This is a genomic window from Sphingomonas sp. S2-65, from assembly GCF_021513175.1.
In the GTDB taxonomy this organism is placed as follows: Bacteria; Pseudomonadota; Alphaproteobacteria; order Sphingomonadales; family Sphingomonadaceae; genus Sphingomonas.
The window spans coordinates 3,421,381-3,439,052 of the sequence record NZ_CP090953.1 but is presented as its reverse complement, the minus strand read 5'-3'; the positions used below and the strand labels follow the sequence as shown (position 1 = coordinate 3,439,052).

The window sequence follows — 17,672 nt, the reverse complement described above, 5'->3', positions numbered from 1 at the left end:
GTAAGGATATGTCGCTGACGGCGACCGGTGCAGCATCATGCTATTGTGCCTAAGGACTTATATTGGTTACACCCGTTCAGGCCGCGGGCAAGCGGTGCTGCGGGAGGCGATAACATGCGCAAGGTAGTGGTAGGACGGGTTCGGCACCTTGGCTGGGCCGCGTTGCTGGCAACCTCGTCCGCATTCGCCCAGAGCGCCGCTACGCTTCCGCTGACGCCGCTACCGGCTTCGATCACGCTGGGAACCGGATCGTTCACGGTGCGGGATGGCGATGGTATCGATATCCTCGCAAGCGATGCCGGCATCGCGGCTGCAGCACGCGTGCTTGCTGCCCATGTAAGGACGGAGCGCGGGCTGAACCTGGTGGCGCGGCCCGGAGCGGGCGCGATCCAGTTCGTGCGGGATGCCTCGGTCGGGGGCGACGAAGCCTACCGCTTGAAGGTCGATGCACAGGGCATCCATATCACTGCATCGAGCGATCGCGGGCTGCTCTACGGCACGATGAGCGTCGCGCAGCTGCTCAGCCCGGACCGCGCCTATGGCAGGCCGGTCAAGGTGCCGGCGATGACGATCGAGGACGCGCCGCGCTTCGCCTGGCGCGGGCTGCTGATGGACGTCGCCCGACACTTCCAGCCGATAGAAGAAGTGTACAAGGTGGTCGACCAGATGGCCTCGGTGAAGCTGAACACGCTGCACCTCCATCTGACCGACGATCAGGGCTGGCGCTTCGAGGTCAAGCGCTACCCCAAGCTGACCGAGATCGGCGGCTGGCGCACGCCGCCGTCGAGCGGCGGTCCGGCCGGGCCGAAGCATGGCGGCTTCTACACCCAAGACCAATTGAAGGCGCTGGTCGCCTATGCCGCCGAACGCGGCGTGACGATCGTTCCCGAGATCGACCTGCCCGGCCACGCCCAGGCCCTTGCCGCCGCCTATCCCGAATTCAGCGTGTTCGCCGACGCGCCCGAAGTCGGCCACGACTGGGGCGTGATGCCCTATCTGTTCAACCCGGCGCCCGAGGGCATCCAGTTCGTCAAGAACGTGCTCGACGAACTGGTGGCGGTGTTCCCGAGCAACTTCATTCATCTGGGCGGCGATGAGGCGATCAAGGACCAGTGGGAACGCTCGCCCAAGGTGCAGGCGCAGATCAAGGCGCTGGGCCTCACGAGCGAGAACCAGCTGCAAAGCTGGATGATCGAGCAGTTCGGCGCGTATCTCGCCGGCAAGGGGCGTCGGCTGATCGGCTGGGACGAGATCCTGGAAGGCGGCCTGCCCGCCTCGGCATCGGTGATGTCATGGCGCGGTGAAAAGGGTGCGGTCGAGGCCGCCAATCAGGGGCATGACGTGGTGCTGAGCCCCGCGCCTTTGCTCTATCTCGACCAGTTGCAGAGTGGCCTTCCCGACGAGTTCAACGGCCGCCTGGCAGTCCAGTCGCTCGAGAAGATCTACAGATACGAGCCGGTGCCGGCCGGAATCGATGCGGAAAAGGCCAAGCATGTGCTCGGCGCGCAGGGCAATGCGTGGAGCGAGTATCTGATCACGCCGGGCCAGGTGCAGCACGCCTATTTCCCGCGCGCCGCCGCCATCGCCGAGATGACCTGGTCGGCCAAGGACAAGCGCGACTTTTTCAGCTTCCTCGAACGCGTCCAGCCGCAGATCGGACGATGGGAGCGATCGGGCATGCATGTCGCCGATGGCGCCTTCGCGGTCGGGTACCAGCTTCAGGGCAGCCGCGGCGATGCGTTGCGCGCCGGCAAGGCGGTGGTCGCGCTATCGACCCAGGCGCCCTACGGCACGATCCGCTACACCACCAACGGCAGCGAACCGACGGCGAAGTCGCCCGCCTATAAGGGGCCCCTGACGCTCAAGCCGGGTGCGAAGATACGCGCCGCTGCGTTCGACAAGGCGGGCAATGCCACCGCCGCCCCGCGCGCCTTTGACACCAGCCGCGCCGCACTGCTCACCCGCACCACTTCGGACATGACCGCTTGCCCGGGCGGTTCGCTTTATCTGCGGGTGCCCCTCACGCCGGATCAGGCCGCCACTGCGCCGGTGTACAATGTCGACCTGTTCAACACCTGCACCGCCTACCCCGCCGCGCCGCTCGATGTCGCCAAGGGCTTCACCGTCAGCGTCGCCCGGCTGGCGCGGCATTGGGGGCTGGCACACGACACCGGCCGGCGCCGCGATCCGTATCCCGCCACCCTGCATGGCGAGCTGGTGATCAGCGCGCGCTGCACGGCGGCTGCTACCGACAAGACCATCAAGCCGATCGTGATCGGCAGCTTCGCGCTGCCCGACCCCGCAACCGCCCCCACTCAGTTCAGCTTCTCCGGGACGTTTCCCGAGATGCAGGGAGACGAAGACTTGTGCTTCCAGTTCACTTCGCCGGCATCCGCTCCCTTCTACACGGTCGAAAAGGTCGTGCTGAGCGAAGGGACGGCCAAGTGAAGGCACGCATCCTCCCCCTGCCGCTGCTGTTTGCCGCCCTCCCTGCGCTTGCCGATCCGCGCGAGACGCTGTCGCTCGACGGCGCGTGGGAGGTCCGCATCGATCCCGCTGACAGTGCCGCCGCCAAGGCGCATCCGGGCGAGGCGGCGTGGTTCGCCGCGCGCGTGCCCGGCAGTGTCCAGCAGGATCTGATCGCCAGCGGCCGCGCGCCCGATCCGTTCAAGGGTATCAACCAGGCGCCGATCCAATGGGCTGGCCTGACCAGCTGGCAGTTCCGCAAGGTGATCCAGGTCACCCCGGCGATGCTGAAGCGCGATCATCTCGAGCTGGTGTTCGATGGGCTCGACACCTTCGCCACCGTGTCGCTCAACGGGCGCCGGCTGCTCGCCGCCGACAACGCGCATCGCCGCTGGCGGGTGGATGCCAAATCGGCGCTCAAGGCCGGCAGCAACGAATTGATCGTGTCGTTCGCGTCGCCCATTCGCACGCTTCAGCCGCGGGTGCTGGCCGAGGCGAATCCGCTGCCTGGCGAGTATGAATCCGAATTTGGCGACGAGCCCAAGGGCAAGCAGACGTCGCCTTATATTCGCAAGCCGAAATACCATTGGAGCTGGGACTGGGGTCCGCGGCTGGTGAATATCGGGCTGTGGCGGCCGGTGAAACTGGAGGCGTGGGACGCGGCGCGGATCGACGGGTTGCGGGTGGAGCAGGAGGCGATCAACGCGGAGGAGGCGCGGTTGGTGGCGCGGTTCCGAGTGGTGGCCGACCGCGCGGCCAGGTTGACGTTGAACTTGACGCTGACGACTCCCGCCGGAAAGAAGCAAAGCGTCAAGCGCAGCTTTGTAGTTTCGCCTGGAATCAACGACTTGAGCATCCCGCTTAGCGTCAACAAGCCGCAGCGCTGGTGGCCGGTCGGATATGGCGCCCAGCCGCTCTATCAGGTCGCCGGTGTACTGGCCCAGGGCAGCGAAACCAGTGACCGCGTCACCCAGTCGATCGGGCTGCGCAGCGTCGAGCTAATCCGCAAGGACGGCAGTTTCGGCTTCAAGGTCAATGGGATACCAATCTTCGCGAAGGGCGCGAACCTGATCCCGTTCGACAATTTCCCGGCCCGCGTGCCGCGCGCGCAGATCGAGCAGATCCTGCAAAGCGCGCGCGACGTGCACATGAACATGATCCGCGTTTGGGGCGGCGGATACTATCTGGAAGACGTTTTTTACGAAATTGCCGACAAAATGGGCCTGATGATCTGGCAGGACTTCATGTTCGGCGGCGCCGTGACGCCCCCCGACGCGGCGTTCCGCGAGAATGTCCGGATCGAAGCCGAGGAACAGGTCGAGCGGCTCCAGCCGCACCCGTCGGTGATCGCCTGGTCGGGCGGCAACGAGATCCTGGCCGGCTGGGAGAATTGGTCGGACCGCAAGGCGTTCAAGAAGCGCGTCGGCGCGGACGAGCAGGAGCGGATCGGTGTCGGCATGGCCGTGCTGTTCGACCGCGTGCTGCGCAACGCCGTGCTGACCCGTTCCCCGGGTACGCCCTATTGGAACAACTCGCCCTCGACCGATTATGAGGGGCAGATCGACACAGAGACGAATGGCGACCGCCATTTCTGGGATGTCTGGTCAGGCTCCAAGCCGGTCGAGCGCTATCTGGACGGCTGCTCGCGCTTCATGTCCGAATACGGCTTCCAGGCAATGCCGGACATGTCGACGGTGCGCGGTTTCGCGGGCGACGGGCCGCTGACGCTGGAGAGCCCGGTGCTCAAGGCGCACCAGAAGTTCCTGGCGGGCGAAGGCAATAGCCGCCTGAAGCTGTACATGGACCAGCGGCTGCGTGCGCCCAGGGACTTCGCCGACACGGTGTATTTGACCCAGGTCAACCAGGCGCAGGCGATCGACATGGCCGCGCGGCACCACCGCGCCTGCCGCCCGACGACGATGGGCTCGCTATACTGGCAGCTCAACGACACCTGGCCGGCGATCTCGTGGGCGAGCGTCGATTATTACGGCCAGTGGAAGCTGCTCCATTACGCCGCGCGCCGCTTCTTCGCGCCCCAGGCGATCGTCACCGAGCATCGTGACGGCGCCACCCGCGTCGCTCTGGTGTCCGACGCGACTCAGCCGATCGCTGCGCAGTGGCGGATCCGCGCGTTCGACATGGCCGGCAGGCCGATTAGCGAGCGCGGCAGCGATGCGACGCACACGCCTCTCGACGCGGCGCTTGGCGCGGGTGGCGCCGCGGTGACGCTGACGCCGCTCGGTGCTCAGGAAGTCGCCAAGATCGCCGACGCGGACCTGTTCGGCGGCGCGCCTGCGAACGCCAGCTATGCCGTCGCCGAACTGATCATCGGCGGGCGCAGCGTGTCGCGCACGATCGTCGAGCGCGCGCTGCCCAAGGACATGGCCTATCCCGCGCCGGGCCTGACCACGCGCTGGGACGGCAACCGCGTGACGATCACTGCATCGGCACTCGCCCGCGCGGTGATGCTCGACTTCGGCAGTGTCGCCGCCCAACCCTCCGACGACGGGTTCGACCTGTTGCCCGGCGAAAGCGTGACCATCGAAGTGCGGTCAGCCGCGGACCCGCAAGCGCTGCAACGCGCCCTCACTCTTCGCACGCTTGGACCCCAGCAATGATCCCGTTCCTGCTTCTCGCCGCCGCCGAGCCCGACCCCGACGCGCTCGCCAAGGCGATCGCGACGATGACGATCGAGGAGAAGGCCGCGCAGCTGCAAAGCACCGCTCCCGCCGACAAGGAAGCCGGGCTGCCGGCGTTCGATTGGTGGAACGAGGGCCTGCACGGCCTAGCCCGCAACGGCCACGCCACGGTGTTCCCGCAGGCAATCGGGCTGGCCGCGACCTGGGACGTCGACCTGATTGGCAAGGTGGGCAACGTGGTCGCCACCGAGGCGCGGGCGAAGTTCAATGCCCGGCCGCTGAACGCCGACCGGCGGATTTACGAAGGGCTGACGATCTGGTCGCCCAACATCAACATCTTCCGCGATCCGCGCTGGGGCCGTGGCCAGGAGACCTATGGCGAGGACCCGTATCTGACGGGGCATCTGGGCGTCGCGTTCATCCGCGGGCTGCAGGGACCCGATCCGAAATACCCCAAGGTCATCGCCACCCCCAAGCATTTCGCGGTGCATAGCGGCCCCGAGGCCGGGCGCGACGGCTTCGACGTCGATCCCAGCCCGCAGGACCTGGAATCGACCTACCTTCCCGCCTTCCGGCTGGCGATCACCGAGGGCAAGGCGCGATCGCTGATGTGCGCGTACAATTCGATCCACGGCGTGCCGGCGTGCGCGCTGCCCGAGCTGATGGTCACGCGGTTGCGCACCGACTGGGGCTTTAACGGCTTCACCGTGTCGGACTGCGACGCGGTGGCGAACATCCACATGTTCCACCATTACCGGCTGGACGGCGCGGCGGCCTCCGCAGCGGCGATCAAGGGCGGCAACGACCTGAACTGCGGCAACACCTTCGCCGCGCTGCCCCAGGCGGTCGCGCGCGGGCTGGTGAGCGAGGCCGAGGTCGACACCGCACTGACCCGGTCGCTGGCGGCGCGGCAGGCGCTGGGCACGATCCTGGGCGCGACCAGCCCGTGGAACCGCATTCGCCCGAGCGAAGTCGGTACGCCGGCCAACCGCGCGCTGGCGCTGGATGCCGCGCGCAAGGCGATCGTGCTGCTGAAGAACGATGCCGACCGGCTGCCGCTCAAGGCGGGCAGCCGCATTGCGGTGGTCGGCGCCGACGCCGACGACCTGGGCGTGCTGGAGGGCAATTATCACGGCACCGCCAAGGCGCCGGTGACGCCGCTGGACGGCATGCGCCGCCAATTCGACGCGGCAAACATACTTTATGCGCAGGGATCCGTGCTCGCCGATGGCGCGCCGGTGGTGATGCCCGAAACCGCATTCATGGCCAACGGCAAGCCGGGACTGAAGGGCGAGTATTTCGCCAGCCCGACGGTGACCGGCACCCCGGTCAGCGTGCGGCAGGACCGCCGGATCGACTTCAACTATACGCGCGCCGCGCCGCTCGACGGGCTCGATCCCAAGGGCTTCGCAGTGCGCTGGTCGGGCGAGATCGTGCCGCCGGGACCCGGGCGCTATACGCTGGCGATCGACATTCCGGCGTGCTGGAAGGACTGCAAGACGCATGACAGCGTGCGGCTGTGGATCGACGGCAAGCCGCTGCACGAAGGCCTGCTGGGCAAGGCGCGGGTGGAAGTGCCGTTCACGACGGACGGCCGCCGCCATGCGTTTCGCATGGAGATCGACCATGCCGGCGAGGATGAGGGGCTTCGCCTGCTCTGGCTGCCGCCCGCCGAACCGTTGCTCGCCCAGGCGGTGAGCGCGGCAAAGGAGTCCGATGTTGTGGTCGCGGTGCTTGGCCTGTCGCCGGACCTGGAGGGCGAGGCGCTGCAAGTGACGGTGCCCGGCTTTGTCGGCGGCGACCGGACCGAGATCACCCTGCCCTTCGCACAACAACGTCTGCTGCAAGCGCTGCGCGACACCGGCAAGCCGGTGGTGGTGGTGCTGACCAGCGGCAGCGCGGTGTCGGTCGATCCGGCAATGGCCGATGCGATCCTCGCGGCCTGGTATCCCGGCGAATCCGGCGGCACGGCGATCGCCGAGACGCTGGCCGGGCTCAACAATCCCTCGGGCCGATTGCCGGTGACCTTCTACAAGTCCGCATCGGACCTGCCGGCGTTCGTCGATTACGGCATGAAGGAGCGGACCTACCGCTTCTTCACCGGCACGCCGCTATGGGGCTTCGGCCACGGGCTGAGCTATACCAGTTTCGCCTATGATGCGCTGAGCGCCCGAGCGGGCAGCACGGCGGCGCCGGTCGAAGTCAGCGTGCGCGTGCGCAACAGCGGCGCGCGGGCGGGCGAAGAGGTGGTGCAGGCCTATCTGGTGCCGCCCAAGGGCCAGGGCGCGGGCATGACCACGCCGGTGCTCCAGCGCGCGCTGGCCGGCTTCCGCCGGGTGGCGCTCAAGCCGGGCAAGGCGTCGACGCTGCGCTTCACGCTCGATTCCCGCAGCATCAGCACGGTGGCGCGTGACGGCACGCGGCGGGTGGTGCCGGGTGCGTACCGGCTGTGGGTTGGCGGTGGCCAGCCGGGCACCGCGCCGGGGCAATGGGCCGACTTCACGCTGAGCGGCGAAGCGCAGGAGCTGCCGAAGTGATAGACCGCCGTGGGATCATGGGCGCCGGGCTCGCGCTCGCCGCAGCGCCCGCCTTTGCGCAGACGACCGCGTTCGCCAGCAACCGCCCGGAGCCTAGCGCGCGCAAGTTCGTCAGCAAGTCGGTCGAGCGCGAGATCGTGCGGGTGTCGCTGAAGATCGGCGATCCCAAGCTGCGCTGGATGTTCGGGAATTGCTATCCCAACACACTGGACACCACCGTGGCGATGCGGACGATCGACGGCGCGCCCGACGCGTTCGTGCGGACCGGCGACATCAACGCGCTGTGGCTGCGCGACAGCTCGGCGCAGGTGAAGCCGTATCTGCATCTGGCCAAGGGGGACGCCGATCTGCGGCGGCTCTACCACGGGCTGATCGCGCGCCAGTCGCGGTCGATCCTGATCGATCCGTACGCCAACGCGTTCATGGAGGACCCGACCGCCAAGACCAATCTGAGCTGGTCGCTGGACGACCGCTTCCCGCTCAAGCCGGGCGTTGCCGAGCGGAAGTGGGAAGTGGATTCGCTATGCTATCCGATGCGGCTGGCGCATGGCTATTGGCAGGCGACGCGTGACAAGACGCCATTCGACGTGCGCTGGGCACAAGCCGCGCGGCTGAGCATCGCGACGTTCCGCGAGCAGCAGCGGAAGGACGGCAAGGGGCCGTATCGCTTCCAGCGCAAGAGCAACATCCCCGGCGAATCGCTGATGCTCGACGGCTATGGCGCGCCGACACGGCCGGTGGGGCTGATCCATTCGGGCTTCCGCCCTTCGGACGACGCGTGCGTGTATCCGTTCCTGATTCCGTCCAATTACTTCGCAGTGACCGCGTTGCGCGAGCTGGCGGTGGTGGCGGACGCCGCGCGTGGCGATGCGGCGCTGGCGGCGGACGCAGTGGCGCTCGCCGACGAAGTGGACGCGGCGCTGCGCAAGTACGCGCGGATGCGGCTGCCCGATGGCAGCGAGGTCATCCCGTTCGAAGTCGACGGCTATGGCAACGCGATCTTCATGGACGACGCCAATGTGCCGTCGCTTTCGGCGCTGGCCTATCTGGGGTGCCTGCCGGCGAGCGATCCGCTTTTCCAGCGCACCGCCGCGGCGGCGTGGAGCGAGCACAATCCCTATTGGTCGCGCGGGCGCGTGGTCGAGGGGATTGGCGGGCCGCATGTCGGGCTGGGCCAGGTGTGGCCGATGTCGCTGGTGATGCGGGCATTGTCGTCGAGCGACGACGCGACGATCCGGCAATGCCTGCGCATGATCCGCGACAGCGATGGCGGGACGGGCTTCATTCACGAAGCGGTCGACCATGATGATCCGAGCAAGTTCACCCGCGAATGGTTCGCCTGGGCCAATGGCCTGTTCGGCGAGCTGATCGTCCACCTGGCCGACACTCGGCCCAAGCTGCTGGCGGAAACCCTGTGACTCCTACACGCCGTCAACTTCTCGCCTCGAGCGCGTTCGGGCTCGCTGCCTCTGCCCTGCCGGCCAGCGCGCGGGCGCGGCAGGCGGGTGCGGCACCCAATCTGTTCATCGGCACGGGTGGGACCGGGCACACCTATCCCGGCGCGACCGTGCCGTTCGGGATGGTGCAGCTGAGCCCCGATACCGGGGTGGAAAGGTGGGAGACGTGCTCGGGCTATTACCGCACCGACACGTCGATCCTGGGGTTCTCGCACACGCATCTGTCGGGCACTGGGATCGGCGACATGCTCGACGTGCTGGTGGTGCCTTCGGCCGGGCCGGTGCAGTTGCAGCCCGGCACGCTGGAAGACCCCGACGCGGGGTATCGCCAGCGCTTTTCGGGCGAGCATGCCGAGCCGGGCTATTACCGGGTGGCGCTGGAGACCGGGGTGCAGGCCGAGCTGACCGTGACCGAGCGGACGGGGTGGCATCGCTACCGCTTCCCCAAGGGCGCGGGGCATCTGCTGATCGACTTGTCGCACCTGGTGCTCGAGCGGGCGGGATCGCGGCCGCTGATCGACGAGGCGCTGCTGGCGCTGGAGGCCGATGGCACGCTGACCGGCACGCGGCGGGTGTTCCGCTGGGCCAAGGGACGGCGGATCTTTTTCGCGATGCAGCTGTCGCGCAAGCCGGACCGAGTGACGCTGGTCGGCGATGGCGATGTCGCGCTGCCCGCCGGGTCGACGCGGGCGGCGGGCAAGCGGCTGAAGGCGGTGCTGCATTATGACGATGCCGGGGCGGCGCCGGTGGTGGTGCGGTGCGGGATCTCGGCAGTGGATGCCGCGGGCGCGCGGGCGAACCTGGACGCCGAGGCGCGGCATTGGGACTTCGACCGGGTGCGCGGGGCGGCTTCGGCGCGGTGGAAGGCGGCGCTGGGCGCGGTGCAGGTCGAAGGGGGGACCGCGGATCAGCGGACCATCCTGTCCTCGGCGCTGTACCATGCGCAGGTGGCGCCGACGCTGGTTTCGGATGTGGATGGCCGCTACCCCGCGCTCGACGGCACGGTGCGGGCGGTTCCCGCCGAGGGCGCGGCGTTCAGCAGCTATTCGCTGTGGGACACCTATCGCGCGGTGCACCCGCTGCTGACCCTGGTGGCGCCCGAGCGGACCAAGCTGCTGGTCGACGACCTGATCCGCCAGACCGCGCAGTCGCCGTTCGGGCCGCTGGTGTGGCCGCTCCAGGGCAAGGAGACCGGGACGATGATCGGCTGGCACGGGGTGGTGCCGATCGCCGAGGCGCAGGCCAAGGGGATACCGGCCGATTATGCCGCGGCGTGGCCGGCGATCCGCAAACGCAGCTTCGACTTCGGCGCGCGCGACCTGGAGAACAGCCGCGGGCGCAGGCTGTACGACAGCCTGGGCTATGTGCCGGCCGACAAGGTCAATGAGAGCGTCAGCCGGACGCAGGAATATGCCTATGACGACTGGGCCTCGGCGCGGCTGGCGCGGGTGGCCGGCGCGGGGGCGGACGCCGAGCGGCTGCGCAAGCGATCGGGCAATTGGCGCAACGTGATCGACCCGAACATCGGCTTTGCGCGGCCAAAGTTCGCCGATGGCCGCTGGTGGAAGGACTATGATCCGATCCAGTTGGGGCACATGCCCGAGCCCGACTGGCGCGACTATACCGAGGCGAATGGCTGGCAGGCGACGTTCCTGAACCAGCATGACGTCTATGGCCTGATCGCGCATCTGGGCGGCGACGCGAAGTTCGAGGCGAAGCTCGACGCGCTGTTCTCCGCGCCCTCCACCCTGCCCGCCAACGCGCCGCCCGACATTTCGGGGCTGGTGGGGCAATATGCGCACGGCAACGAGCCGGACCAGCATGCGCCTTACCTGTACGCCTATGCCGGGGCGGCGTGGAAAACGCAGGCGATGGTGCGGCGGCTGTGCACCGAGATGTACAAGAACGACCCCGACGGGATCATCGGCAACGACGATTGCGGGCAGATGAGCGCGTGGTTCGTGTTCTCGGCGCTGGGCTTCTATCCGGTCGATCCGGTGGAGGCGGCGTACGTGTTCGGATCGCCGCTGTTCACCCGCGCGACGCTGAAGCTGGGCACCAGGAAGCTGGTGATCGAGGCGCCGGGGAACGGGCCGGACACGCCCTATGTCGCGGCGGTGACCTGGAACGAGAAGCCATGGACGAGGAGCTGGATCTCGCACCGCGACCTCGCCGCGGGCGGCACGCTGCGCTTCACCATGTCGCGTACGCCCAACCGCGCCTTCGGCCGCGCGCTTGCCGACCGGCCGCCGTCGTTCGGCCATACGCCCGCTTGAACCTGAGGATTTCGATGACTGCATTTTCCCGGCGCACGCTGATCGCCACCGGACTGGCCGGCGCAGCCCTGCCCGCCGCCCCCGCGCTCGCCGCCGAGCCTGGCCCCAAGCCGTTCGGCGCGACGCCGCACCCGCGCCAGTGGCGCTGGCATGGGCGCGAGCAATACGCGTTCGTCCATTTCTCGATCAACACCTACACCGACAAGGAATGGGGGTTCGGCGACGAGAGCCCCAAGCTGTTCGACCCCAGCGACTTCGACCCCGACCAGATCGTCGCCGCGGCGAAGGCTGGCGGGCTCACCGGGCTGATCCTCACTGCCAAGCATCATGACGGCTTCTGCCTGTGGCCGACGCTGCTGACCGAGCATTGCATCCGCAACAGCCCCTACAAAGGCGGCAAGGGCGACATCGTCCGCGAGATGGCCGACGCGTGCAAGCGCGCCAAGCTGCCGTTCGGGCTGTACCTCTCGCCCTGGGACCGCAACCATGCCGACTATGGCCGGCCGGCCTATGTCGACTATTACCGCGCGCAGCTGACCGAATTGTGCACCCGCTATGGCGAGCTGTTCGAAGTGTGGTTCGACGGCGCCAATGGCGGCGACGGCTATTATGGCGGCGCGCGCGAGGCGCGGAAGATCGATGCGCCGCGCTATTACAACTGGCCCTCGATCGTCGCGCTGGTCCACGAGCTGCAGCCGAACGCCTGCACCTTCGATCCGCTGGGCGCCGACATCCGCTGGGTGGGCAATGAGGACGGCGTGGCGGGCGATCCGTGCTGGCCGACGATGCCCGACGAGCCCTATGACCAGAAGAACGGCAATGCCGGGGTGCGCGGCGGCGCGATCTGGTGGCCGGCGGAAACCGACGTGTCGATCCGGCCGGGCTGGTTCTATCACGCCGACGAGGACTCCAAGGTCAAAAGCCCCGAGCGGCTGATCCGGCTGTATGACGAGTCGGTCGGGCGCGGCACCAATCTGAACCTGAACATTCCCCCGGACCGTCGCGGCCGCATTCCGGACCAGGACTTCAAGATCCTCAAATCGTTCGGCGACGCGATCCGCGCGACCTTCGCACGCGACCTCGCCAAGGGCGCAGTGGCGAGCGCCAGCCACAGCCGCGCAGGCTTCGCGCCCGCCCGCGTGCTGGACGGCAATCGCGAAACCTATTGGGCCAGCCCCGATGGCGTCGCGAACCCGACGCTGACGCTCGACCTCAAGCCCGGCACCCGCTTCGACGTGATCCGGCTGCGCGAGTATCTGCCGCTCGGCGTGCGCGTGACGCGGTTCGCGGTAGATGCCGAGATCGGCGGCAAGTGGCAGACGCTGGCCGAACACGCGTGCATCTCGGCGCAGCGGATCATCCGCCTGCCCGCGCCGATCGCGCCGCGCCGGGTGCGGCTGCGCGTGCTCGCCGCGCCGGCCTCGCCGGCGATCAGTGAGTTCGCGCTGTTCCAGTCGGTGGCGCCGGTGCCGGTGCCGGCGATCGTCTCGACCGACCCGACCGTGCTCGACGTGACCAAGTGGCGCATCGTCGAGGCGAGCGCGCCGGGGGCCGAGAAGCTGCTGGACAACGAAGCCGGCACGATCTGGGCACAGCCGAGTCCCACTCCGGGCAAGCCGGCCCGCGTCGTCGTCGACCTGGGGGCAGCCACGCAACTGGCCGGTTTCAGCCTGACGCCATCGCGCCAGGTGATGACCGGTGCGGCGCCGCCCCGCGGCTATGACGCGGAGACCAGCGCCGATGGCATGCATTGGGAGCCGGCCGCCAAAGGCGAGTTCTCCAACATCGCCTATGCCCTCTCTACCCAGCGCGTCGTCTTCGACCGGGCTCGCACATCACGCTATCTGCGGATAACCTTTGCAGAGACAGCGGTATCTGCCACTCGCCTGGCGATCGCCGGCATTGGCGGCTTCACGCCCAAGCAGTGAAGCCGCAGTTCGGCACGCGTTAATCGTTGAAGCGTCATGAGTTAGCGGATCGACGCCCGCGGGGCTGCGCCCTGCGCCGGCGACCGACGCCTGCCGATCTTTCGACACTGGTATGCAATATGCGACAGTCCGATAGCACCAATTTCGTTTTTGGTATTGAAGTGATATTTCACCTGTGACAATCTGGTTGCAAGGCGAGGACGTTCGGGTGACGTAGGCGCCGGGCTCAAGGCTGCATGAGGCAGCCAAGCCTTGAGGATTGCATCGATGGACACGTCTCGACGCGGAGCATTGGCATTGGGGATCGGCGCAGCGGCCGCCGCCGGTGCAACTGCCACTATCGCCCAAGCCCAGACAAAGCCCTCCACACCGATCAAGGGACGAGCGCTGATCGTCTCGACCTGGGATTTCGGTGCCGCCGCGAATGCCGCCGCTTATGCCCAGTGGAAGAAGACCGGCAACCTGGTCGACGCGCTCGAAGTCGGCGCCTGGGTTCCCGAAGCGGACCCCGAGAACCACTCGGTCGGCTATTCCGGCTATCCGGACCGCGATGGCCATGTGACCCTCGACGCGATCATCATGGACGACCGCGGCAATGTCGGCGCGGTCGCCGCGCTCGAAGACTTCATGCACCCGATCTCGGTCGCGCGGCGCGTGATGGAGAAGACCCCGCACACCTTCCTGGTCGGCGAAGGCGCGCACCAGTTCGCGCTCGAGCAGGGTTTCGAAAAGACCAAGCTGCTGACGCCCGAAGCCGAAAAGGCGTGGCGCGAATGGCTGAAGACCGCCAAGTACAAGCCGGTCGCGAACAGCGAGAACATCCGCGGATCGGCGCTGGACCATGACACGATCGGCATGGTCGCCTGCGGCCCCGACGGCCGGCTTGCCGGCGCGTGCACCACCTCTGGCATGGCGTTCAAGCTGCGCGGCCGCGTCGGCGATTCGCCGCAGGCAGGCTCGGGCCTGTTCGTCGAGGCCGGCGTGGGCGCCGCCACTGCCACCGGCGTAGGCGAGGAAGTCACGCGCATTGTCGGATCGGCACGTGTCGTATCGTCGATGCGCGGCGGCATGTCGCCCCAGGCCGCGTGCCGCGAAGCCGTGCTGCACATCGCCAAGCTGCGCGGCGACGCCATTCGCGACGCGCAAGTAGGCTTTCTGGCCATCAACAGCCGCGGCGAAGTGGGCGCCTTCGCGCTCCAGCCCGGCTTCACCTTTGCCGTGACCGACCTTCAGGGAAGCACGCAAGTCCGAGCCGCCGAAAGCCTAAAAGGGCACGGCAACACCAAGTAAGTCATCCCAATTGGGGGAAGTAATGAAGAACGCGCTTCTACTGAGTTCGACCTGTTTCGCGGCGATGTTTGCAGTCCCCGCGATGTCGCAGGAAGCCAACACTACCGGCGGCCCGGTTGCCGAAACCACCGCCACCGCCGACCTGAACACCGACGATCAGAGCGGCGAAGGCCAGGCGATCGTCGTCACCGGTTCGCGCATCAGCCGCCCGAACGTGGCCGCCGCAGCGCCGATCACCTCGGTGACGTCCGAAGCGATCCGTGCCCAGGCAGCAGTGAACATCGAGGAAGTGCTCAACCGCATCCCGTCGATCGCACCCGACAGCCAGCAGAACTATCAGGATTCCGACGGCCGCCAGCGCATCAAGCTGCGTAACCTCGGTTTCGAGCGCACGCTGGTGCTGGTCGACGGCAAGCGCCTGGGCACGGTCAACGGCCTCGACGCCAACATGATCCCGACCGCGCTGATCTCGCGCGTGGACGTGCTGACCGGCGGCGCTTCGGCCGTTTACGGTTCGGACGCAGTTGCCGGCGTGGTCAACTTCATCCTCGACAATGATTTCGAGGGCATCCAGGCCAACGCGAACTACAACTTCTACGCGCACGAGAACAAAGCGGGCCTCGTCTCGCAGGTGGCAAGCCAATATGGCTTCCGCCAGCCGACCACCGGCAACGCCTTCGACGGCGGTCGTGTCGACCTGTCGCTGACCGCCGGCAAGAAGCTGTTCGACGACCGCTTCCACGTCTCGGGCTACGTCAACTATCGCAAGGCGGACCTCGTCCCCTTCGGCGCGCGCGAAACCTCGGGGTGCCAGCTGACCGAAACGGTCAAGGACGGCCCGCTGAGCTGCACGGTTTCGACCTACACCAAGACCGGCTACATCTCGCCGCGGACGGGGCCCAGCTCGGGCAACGCCTATGTCAACAATCCCAATGGCACGCGTACGTTCGTGCCCTATTCGGATGCCGTCGCCGAGAATCCGTATGACGGATACTCGTTCCAGCGCGCCGATGAGCGCTGGAATGCAGGCGGCTTCGCCTCGTTCAAGATCTCGGACGCCGCCGAAGTCTATGCCAATGCGATGTGGTTCCGCGACGAGTCCGTGAACCTCTATCCGGCGCGCGTGCTGAGCTCGAGCAACTACTCGCAGGGTGCGTACCAGCTGAACTGCGCCAACCCGTTCCTGTCGGCCGCACAGGCGGCGACGGTGTGCGGCGGTGCCGCCGGCACCTCCACCTTCGTGCCGATCGAACTGCGCTATCGCTTCACCGGCGTCGCCGACCAGGAAGATCGCTACCTGAACCAGGGCGTGCGCATCACCGGCGGCGTCCGCGGCGAATTCGCCAAGGGCTGGAGCTACGATGTCGGCGGCGTCTATGCGCGCAACCGCATGGACACCAGCTGGGCAACGCCGGACTGGGATCGCGTCAACAACGCGCTGAACACGGTCAACAACAACGGCACGATCAGCTGCGTCAACGACGTGGCCAATGGCTGCGTGCCCTTCGATCCGTTCAGCGCCAATTCGGCGACCAACAACAGCGCGCTGTTCAATTACCTGCTCGAGGGTACCTACGGCACCACGACGACCACCAACACGCTGTATAACGCCATCGCCACCGTTCAGGGCGACCTGGGCACCTATGGCATCCAGAGCCCCTGGGCCGAGCAGGGCCTGGCGATCGCGTTCGGCGCCGAGTTCCGTGAGGACCAGCTCAAGAGCTATGCCGACGCCAACTGGCGCGAGCAGAATGGCGGCAGCGACTCCGACCTGTCGCAGCATGTCTGGGAAGGAAACGTCGAGGTCCAGGCCCCGATCGCCGAGCACAAGCCGTTCGCCGACCTGCTCCAGGTCAACGGCGCGTTCCGCCTGTCCAAGTACAGCAGCAACCCCAACACCTTCTCGACCTGGAAGGCCGAGGCGATCTGGGCACCGATCCCCGACATCACCTTCCGCGGCTCGATCAACCGCGCCCAGCGCGCACCGACGGTAGTCGAGGCGTTCCAGGCCTCGAACACCAGCTATGGCCGGATCACCACCGCCTATAACGACATCTGCGCTCCCGCCATCGTCGGCACCACGACCAACGCGGCAGGCCAGCAGGTTCCGGTTTATGGCGCCCCGGCAGCTTCGCGTGAGGCATGCGCGGCAACCGGCCTGGCGGACAATCTCTACGGCAGCGCTACCCTGCTCTGCCCGACCGATGTCGGCTGCACCTACCGCGCCGGTGGCTTCACCGCCGATCCGGAAACCGCGTACACCAAGACCTTCGGTGTCGTGCTCAAGCCGCGCTTCCTGCCCGGCCTGATCGTGTCGGTCGATCGCTTCATGATCGATCTGGACGATTCGATCGGCTACAACGACTACAGCTACTTCTCGCAGGGCTGCCAGCAGACGGCGGATCCGTTCTTCTGCAGCATGTTCGTCCGCAATGCGAACGGCACGCTGTTCAGCACCCCGGGCGACAATCCCGCAACGGGCTTCATCCGTCAGGGCACGACCAACTATTACCAGAGCAAGTCCTATGGTTGGGACTTCCAGGGTCAGTACGCCCTGCCGCTCGGCGCTGCCGGCCGGCTGGACTTCGACTTTGCGGGCTCGCTCACCACGCTGGCGGGTGCGCAGGACGCGGAGTTCCTGAACCAGCGCAACTGCGTGGGCTATTTCGGCGGTGCTGGCTGCAGCCAGTTCATCCCGAAGTGGACGCACAACCTGCGCACCACCTACACCACGTCGGACCAGTTCTTCAGCGCTTCGCTGAACTGGCGCCACCTGGGCCCGCTGACGCGCACCTCGAACTCGGGTGATCCGACGCTCGGCTGGACCCAGGCGGGCGAGCGCGAGACCTTCTACAGGATCGGCGCGTATGACTACTTCGACTTGTCGCTGAACTTCCGCGTCCAGAAGAGCTTCTCGTTCCGGATCGCGGCAAACAACATCCTCGACAAGACCCCGCCGATCCTGCCGAACTCGTACGATATCGGCCTGTCGCGGGCGAACACGATCTCTGCGCGGTACGACTCGCTCGGCCGTCAGATCGCGTTCGGCACCACCATCAACTTCTGATCGCTCTCCCTT

At 67.2% G+C, this 17,672-nt stretch carries 8 protein-coding genes; all 8 read left to right on the top strand.

Annotation, left to right across the window (positions count from 1 at the left end; genetic code table 11):
• Nucleotides 1-114 precede the first annotated feature (114 nt).
• The 8 genes from LZ586_RS16150 to LZ586_RS16115 all read left to right on the top strand — a co-directional run bounded on the left by LZ586_RS16150 (nucleotide 115) and on the right by LZ586_RS16115 (nucleotide 17,660).
• The gene (locus tag LZ586_RS16150; protein ID WP_235077336.1) at nucleotides 115-2,448 is read left to right on the top strand and encodes a beta-N-acetylhexosaminidase; all 2,334 of its coding nucleotides are present in this window, start codon (nucleotides 115-117) and stop codon (nucleotides 2,446-2,448) included.
• Nucleotides 2,445-5,084: a beta-mannosidase gene (locus LZ586_RS16145; protein WP_235077335.1), complete on the top strand. Its 2,640-nt coding sequence runs from the start codon at nucleotides 2,445-2,447 to the stop codon at nucleotides 5,082-5,084. Before LZ586_RS16150 ends, LZ586_RS16145 begins: the two co-directional genes overlap by 4 nt.
• Nucleotides 5,081-7,642 (top strand): glycoside hydrolase family 3 C-terminal domain-containing protein, encoded by a 2,562-nt coding sequence (locus LZ586_RS16140; protein ID WP_235077334.1) that lies wholly within the window; start codon nucleotides 5,081-5,083, stop codon nucleotides 7,640-7,642. The genes LZ586_RS16145 and LZ586_RS16140 overlap by 4 nt, the downstream gene beginning before the upstream one ends.
• Nucleotides 7,639-9,060, top strand: a complete 1,422-nt coding sequence (locus tag LZ586_RS16135; RefSeq protein WP_413777300.1) for a glycoside hydrolase family 125 protein — start codon at nucleotides 7,639-7,641, stop codon at nucleotides 9,058-9,060. The genes LZ586_RS16140 and LZ586_RS16135 overlap by 4 nt, the downstream gene beginning before the upstream one ends.
• Entirely contained in the window at nucleotides 9,057-11,375 is a 2,319-nt protein-coding gene (locus LZ586_RS16130) for a GH92 family glycosyl hydrolase (RefSeq protein ID WP_235077333.1), read from the top strand. The genes LZ586_RS16135 and LZ586_RS16130 overlap by 4 nt, the downstream gene beginning before the upstream one ends.
• Before the next feature lie 14 nt (nucleotides 11,376-11,389).
• The gene (locus LZ586_RS16125) at nucleotides 11,390-13,303 is read left to right on the top strand and encodes an alpha-L-fucosidase (protein WP_235077332.1); all 1,914 of its coding nucleotides are present in this window, start codon (nucleotides 11,390-11,392) and stop codon (nucleotides 13,301-13,303) included.
• 267 nt (nucleotides 13,304-13,570) lie between these two features.
• Nucleotides 13,571-14,593, top strand: coding sequence for a N(4)-(beta-N-acetylglucosaminyl)-L-asparaginase (locus LZ586_RS16120; RefSeq protein ID WP_235077331.1), 1,023 nt, complete (start codon nucleotides 13,571-13,573; stop codon nucleotides 14,591-14,593).
• 64 nt (nucleotides 14,594-14,657) lie between these two features.
• Nucleotides 14,658-17,660: a TonB-dependent receptor domain-containing protein gene (locus tag LZ586_RS16115; RefSeq protein WP_235077330.1), complete on the top strand. Its 3,003-nt coding sequence runs from the start codon at nucleotides 14,658-14,660 to the stop codon at nucleotides 17,658-17,660.
• The last annotated feature ends 12 nt before the right edge of the window (nucleotides 17,661-17,672 follow it).

Coding starts and splice junctions, on each gene's coding strand:
- LZ586_RS16140 (WP_235077334.1), top strand. CDS start 5,081: ATGATCCCGTTCCTGCTTCTCGCCGCCGCCGAGCCCGACCCCGACGCG.
- LZ586_RS16150 (WP_235077336.1), top strand. CDS start 115: ATGCGCAAGGTAGTGGTAGGACGGGTTCGGCACCTTGGCTGGGCCGCG.
- LZ586_RS16120 (WP_235077331.1), top strand. CDS start 13,571: ATGGACACGTCTCGACGCGGAGCATTGGCATTGGGGATCGGCGCAGCG.
- LZ586_RS16125 (WP_235077332.1), top strand. CDS start 11,390: ATGACTGCATTTTCCCGGCGCACGCTGATCGCCACCGGACTGGCCGGC.
- LZ586_RS16115 (WP_235077330.1), top strand. CDS start 14,658: ATGTTTGCAGTCCCCGCGATGTCGCAGGAAGCCAACACTACCGGCGGC.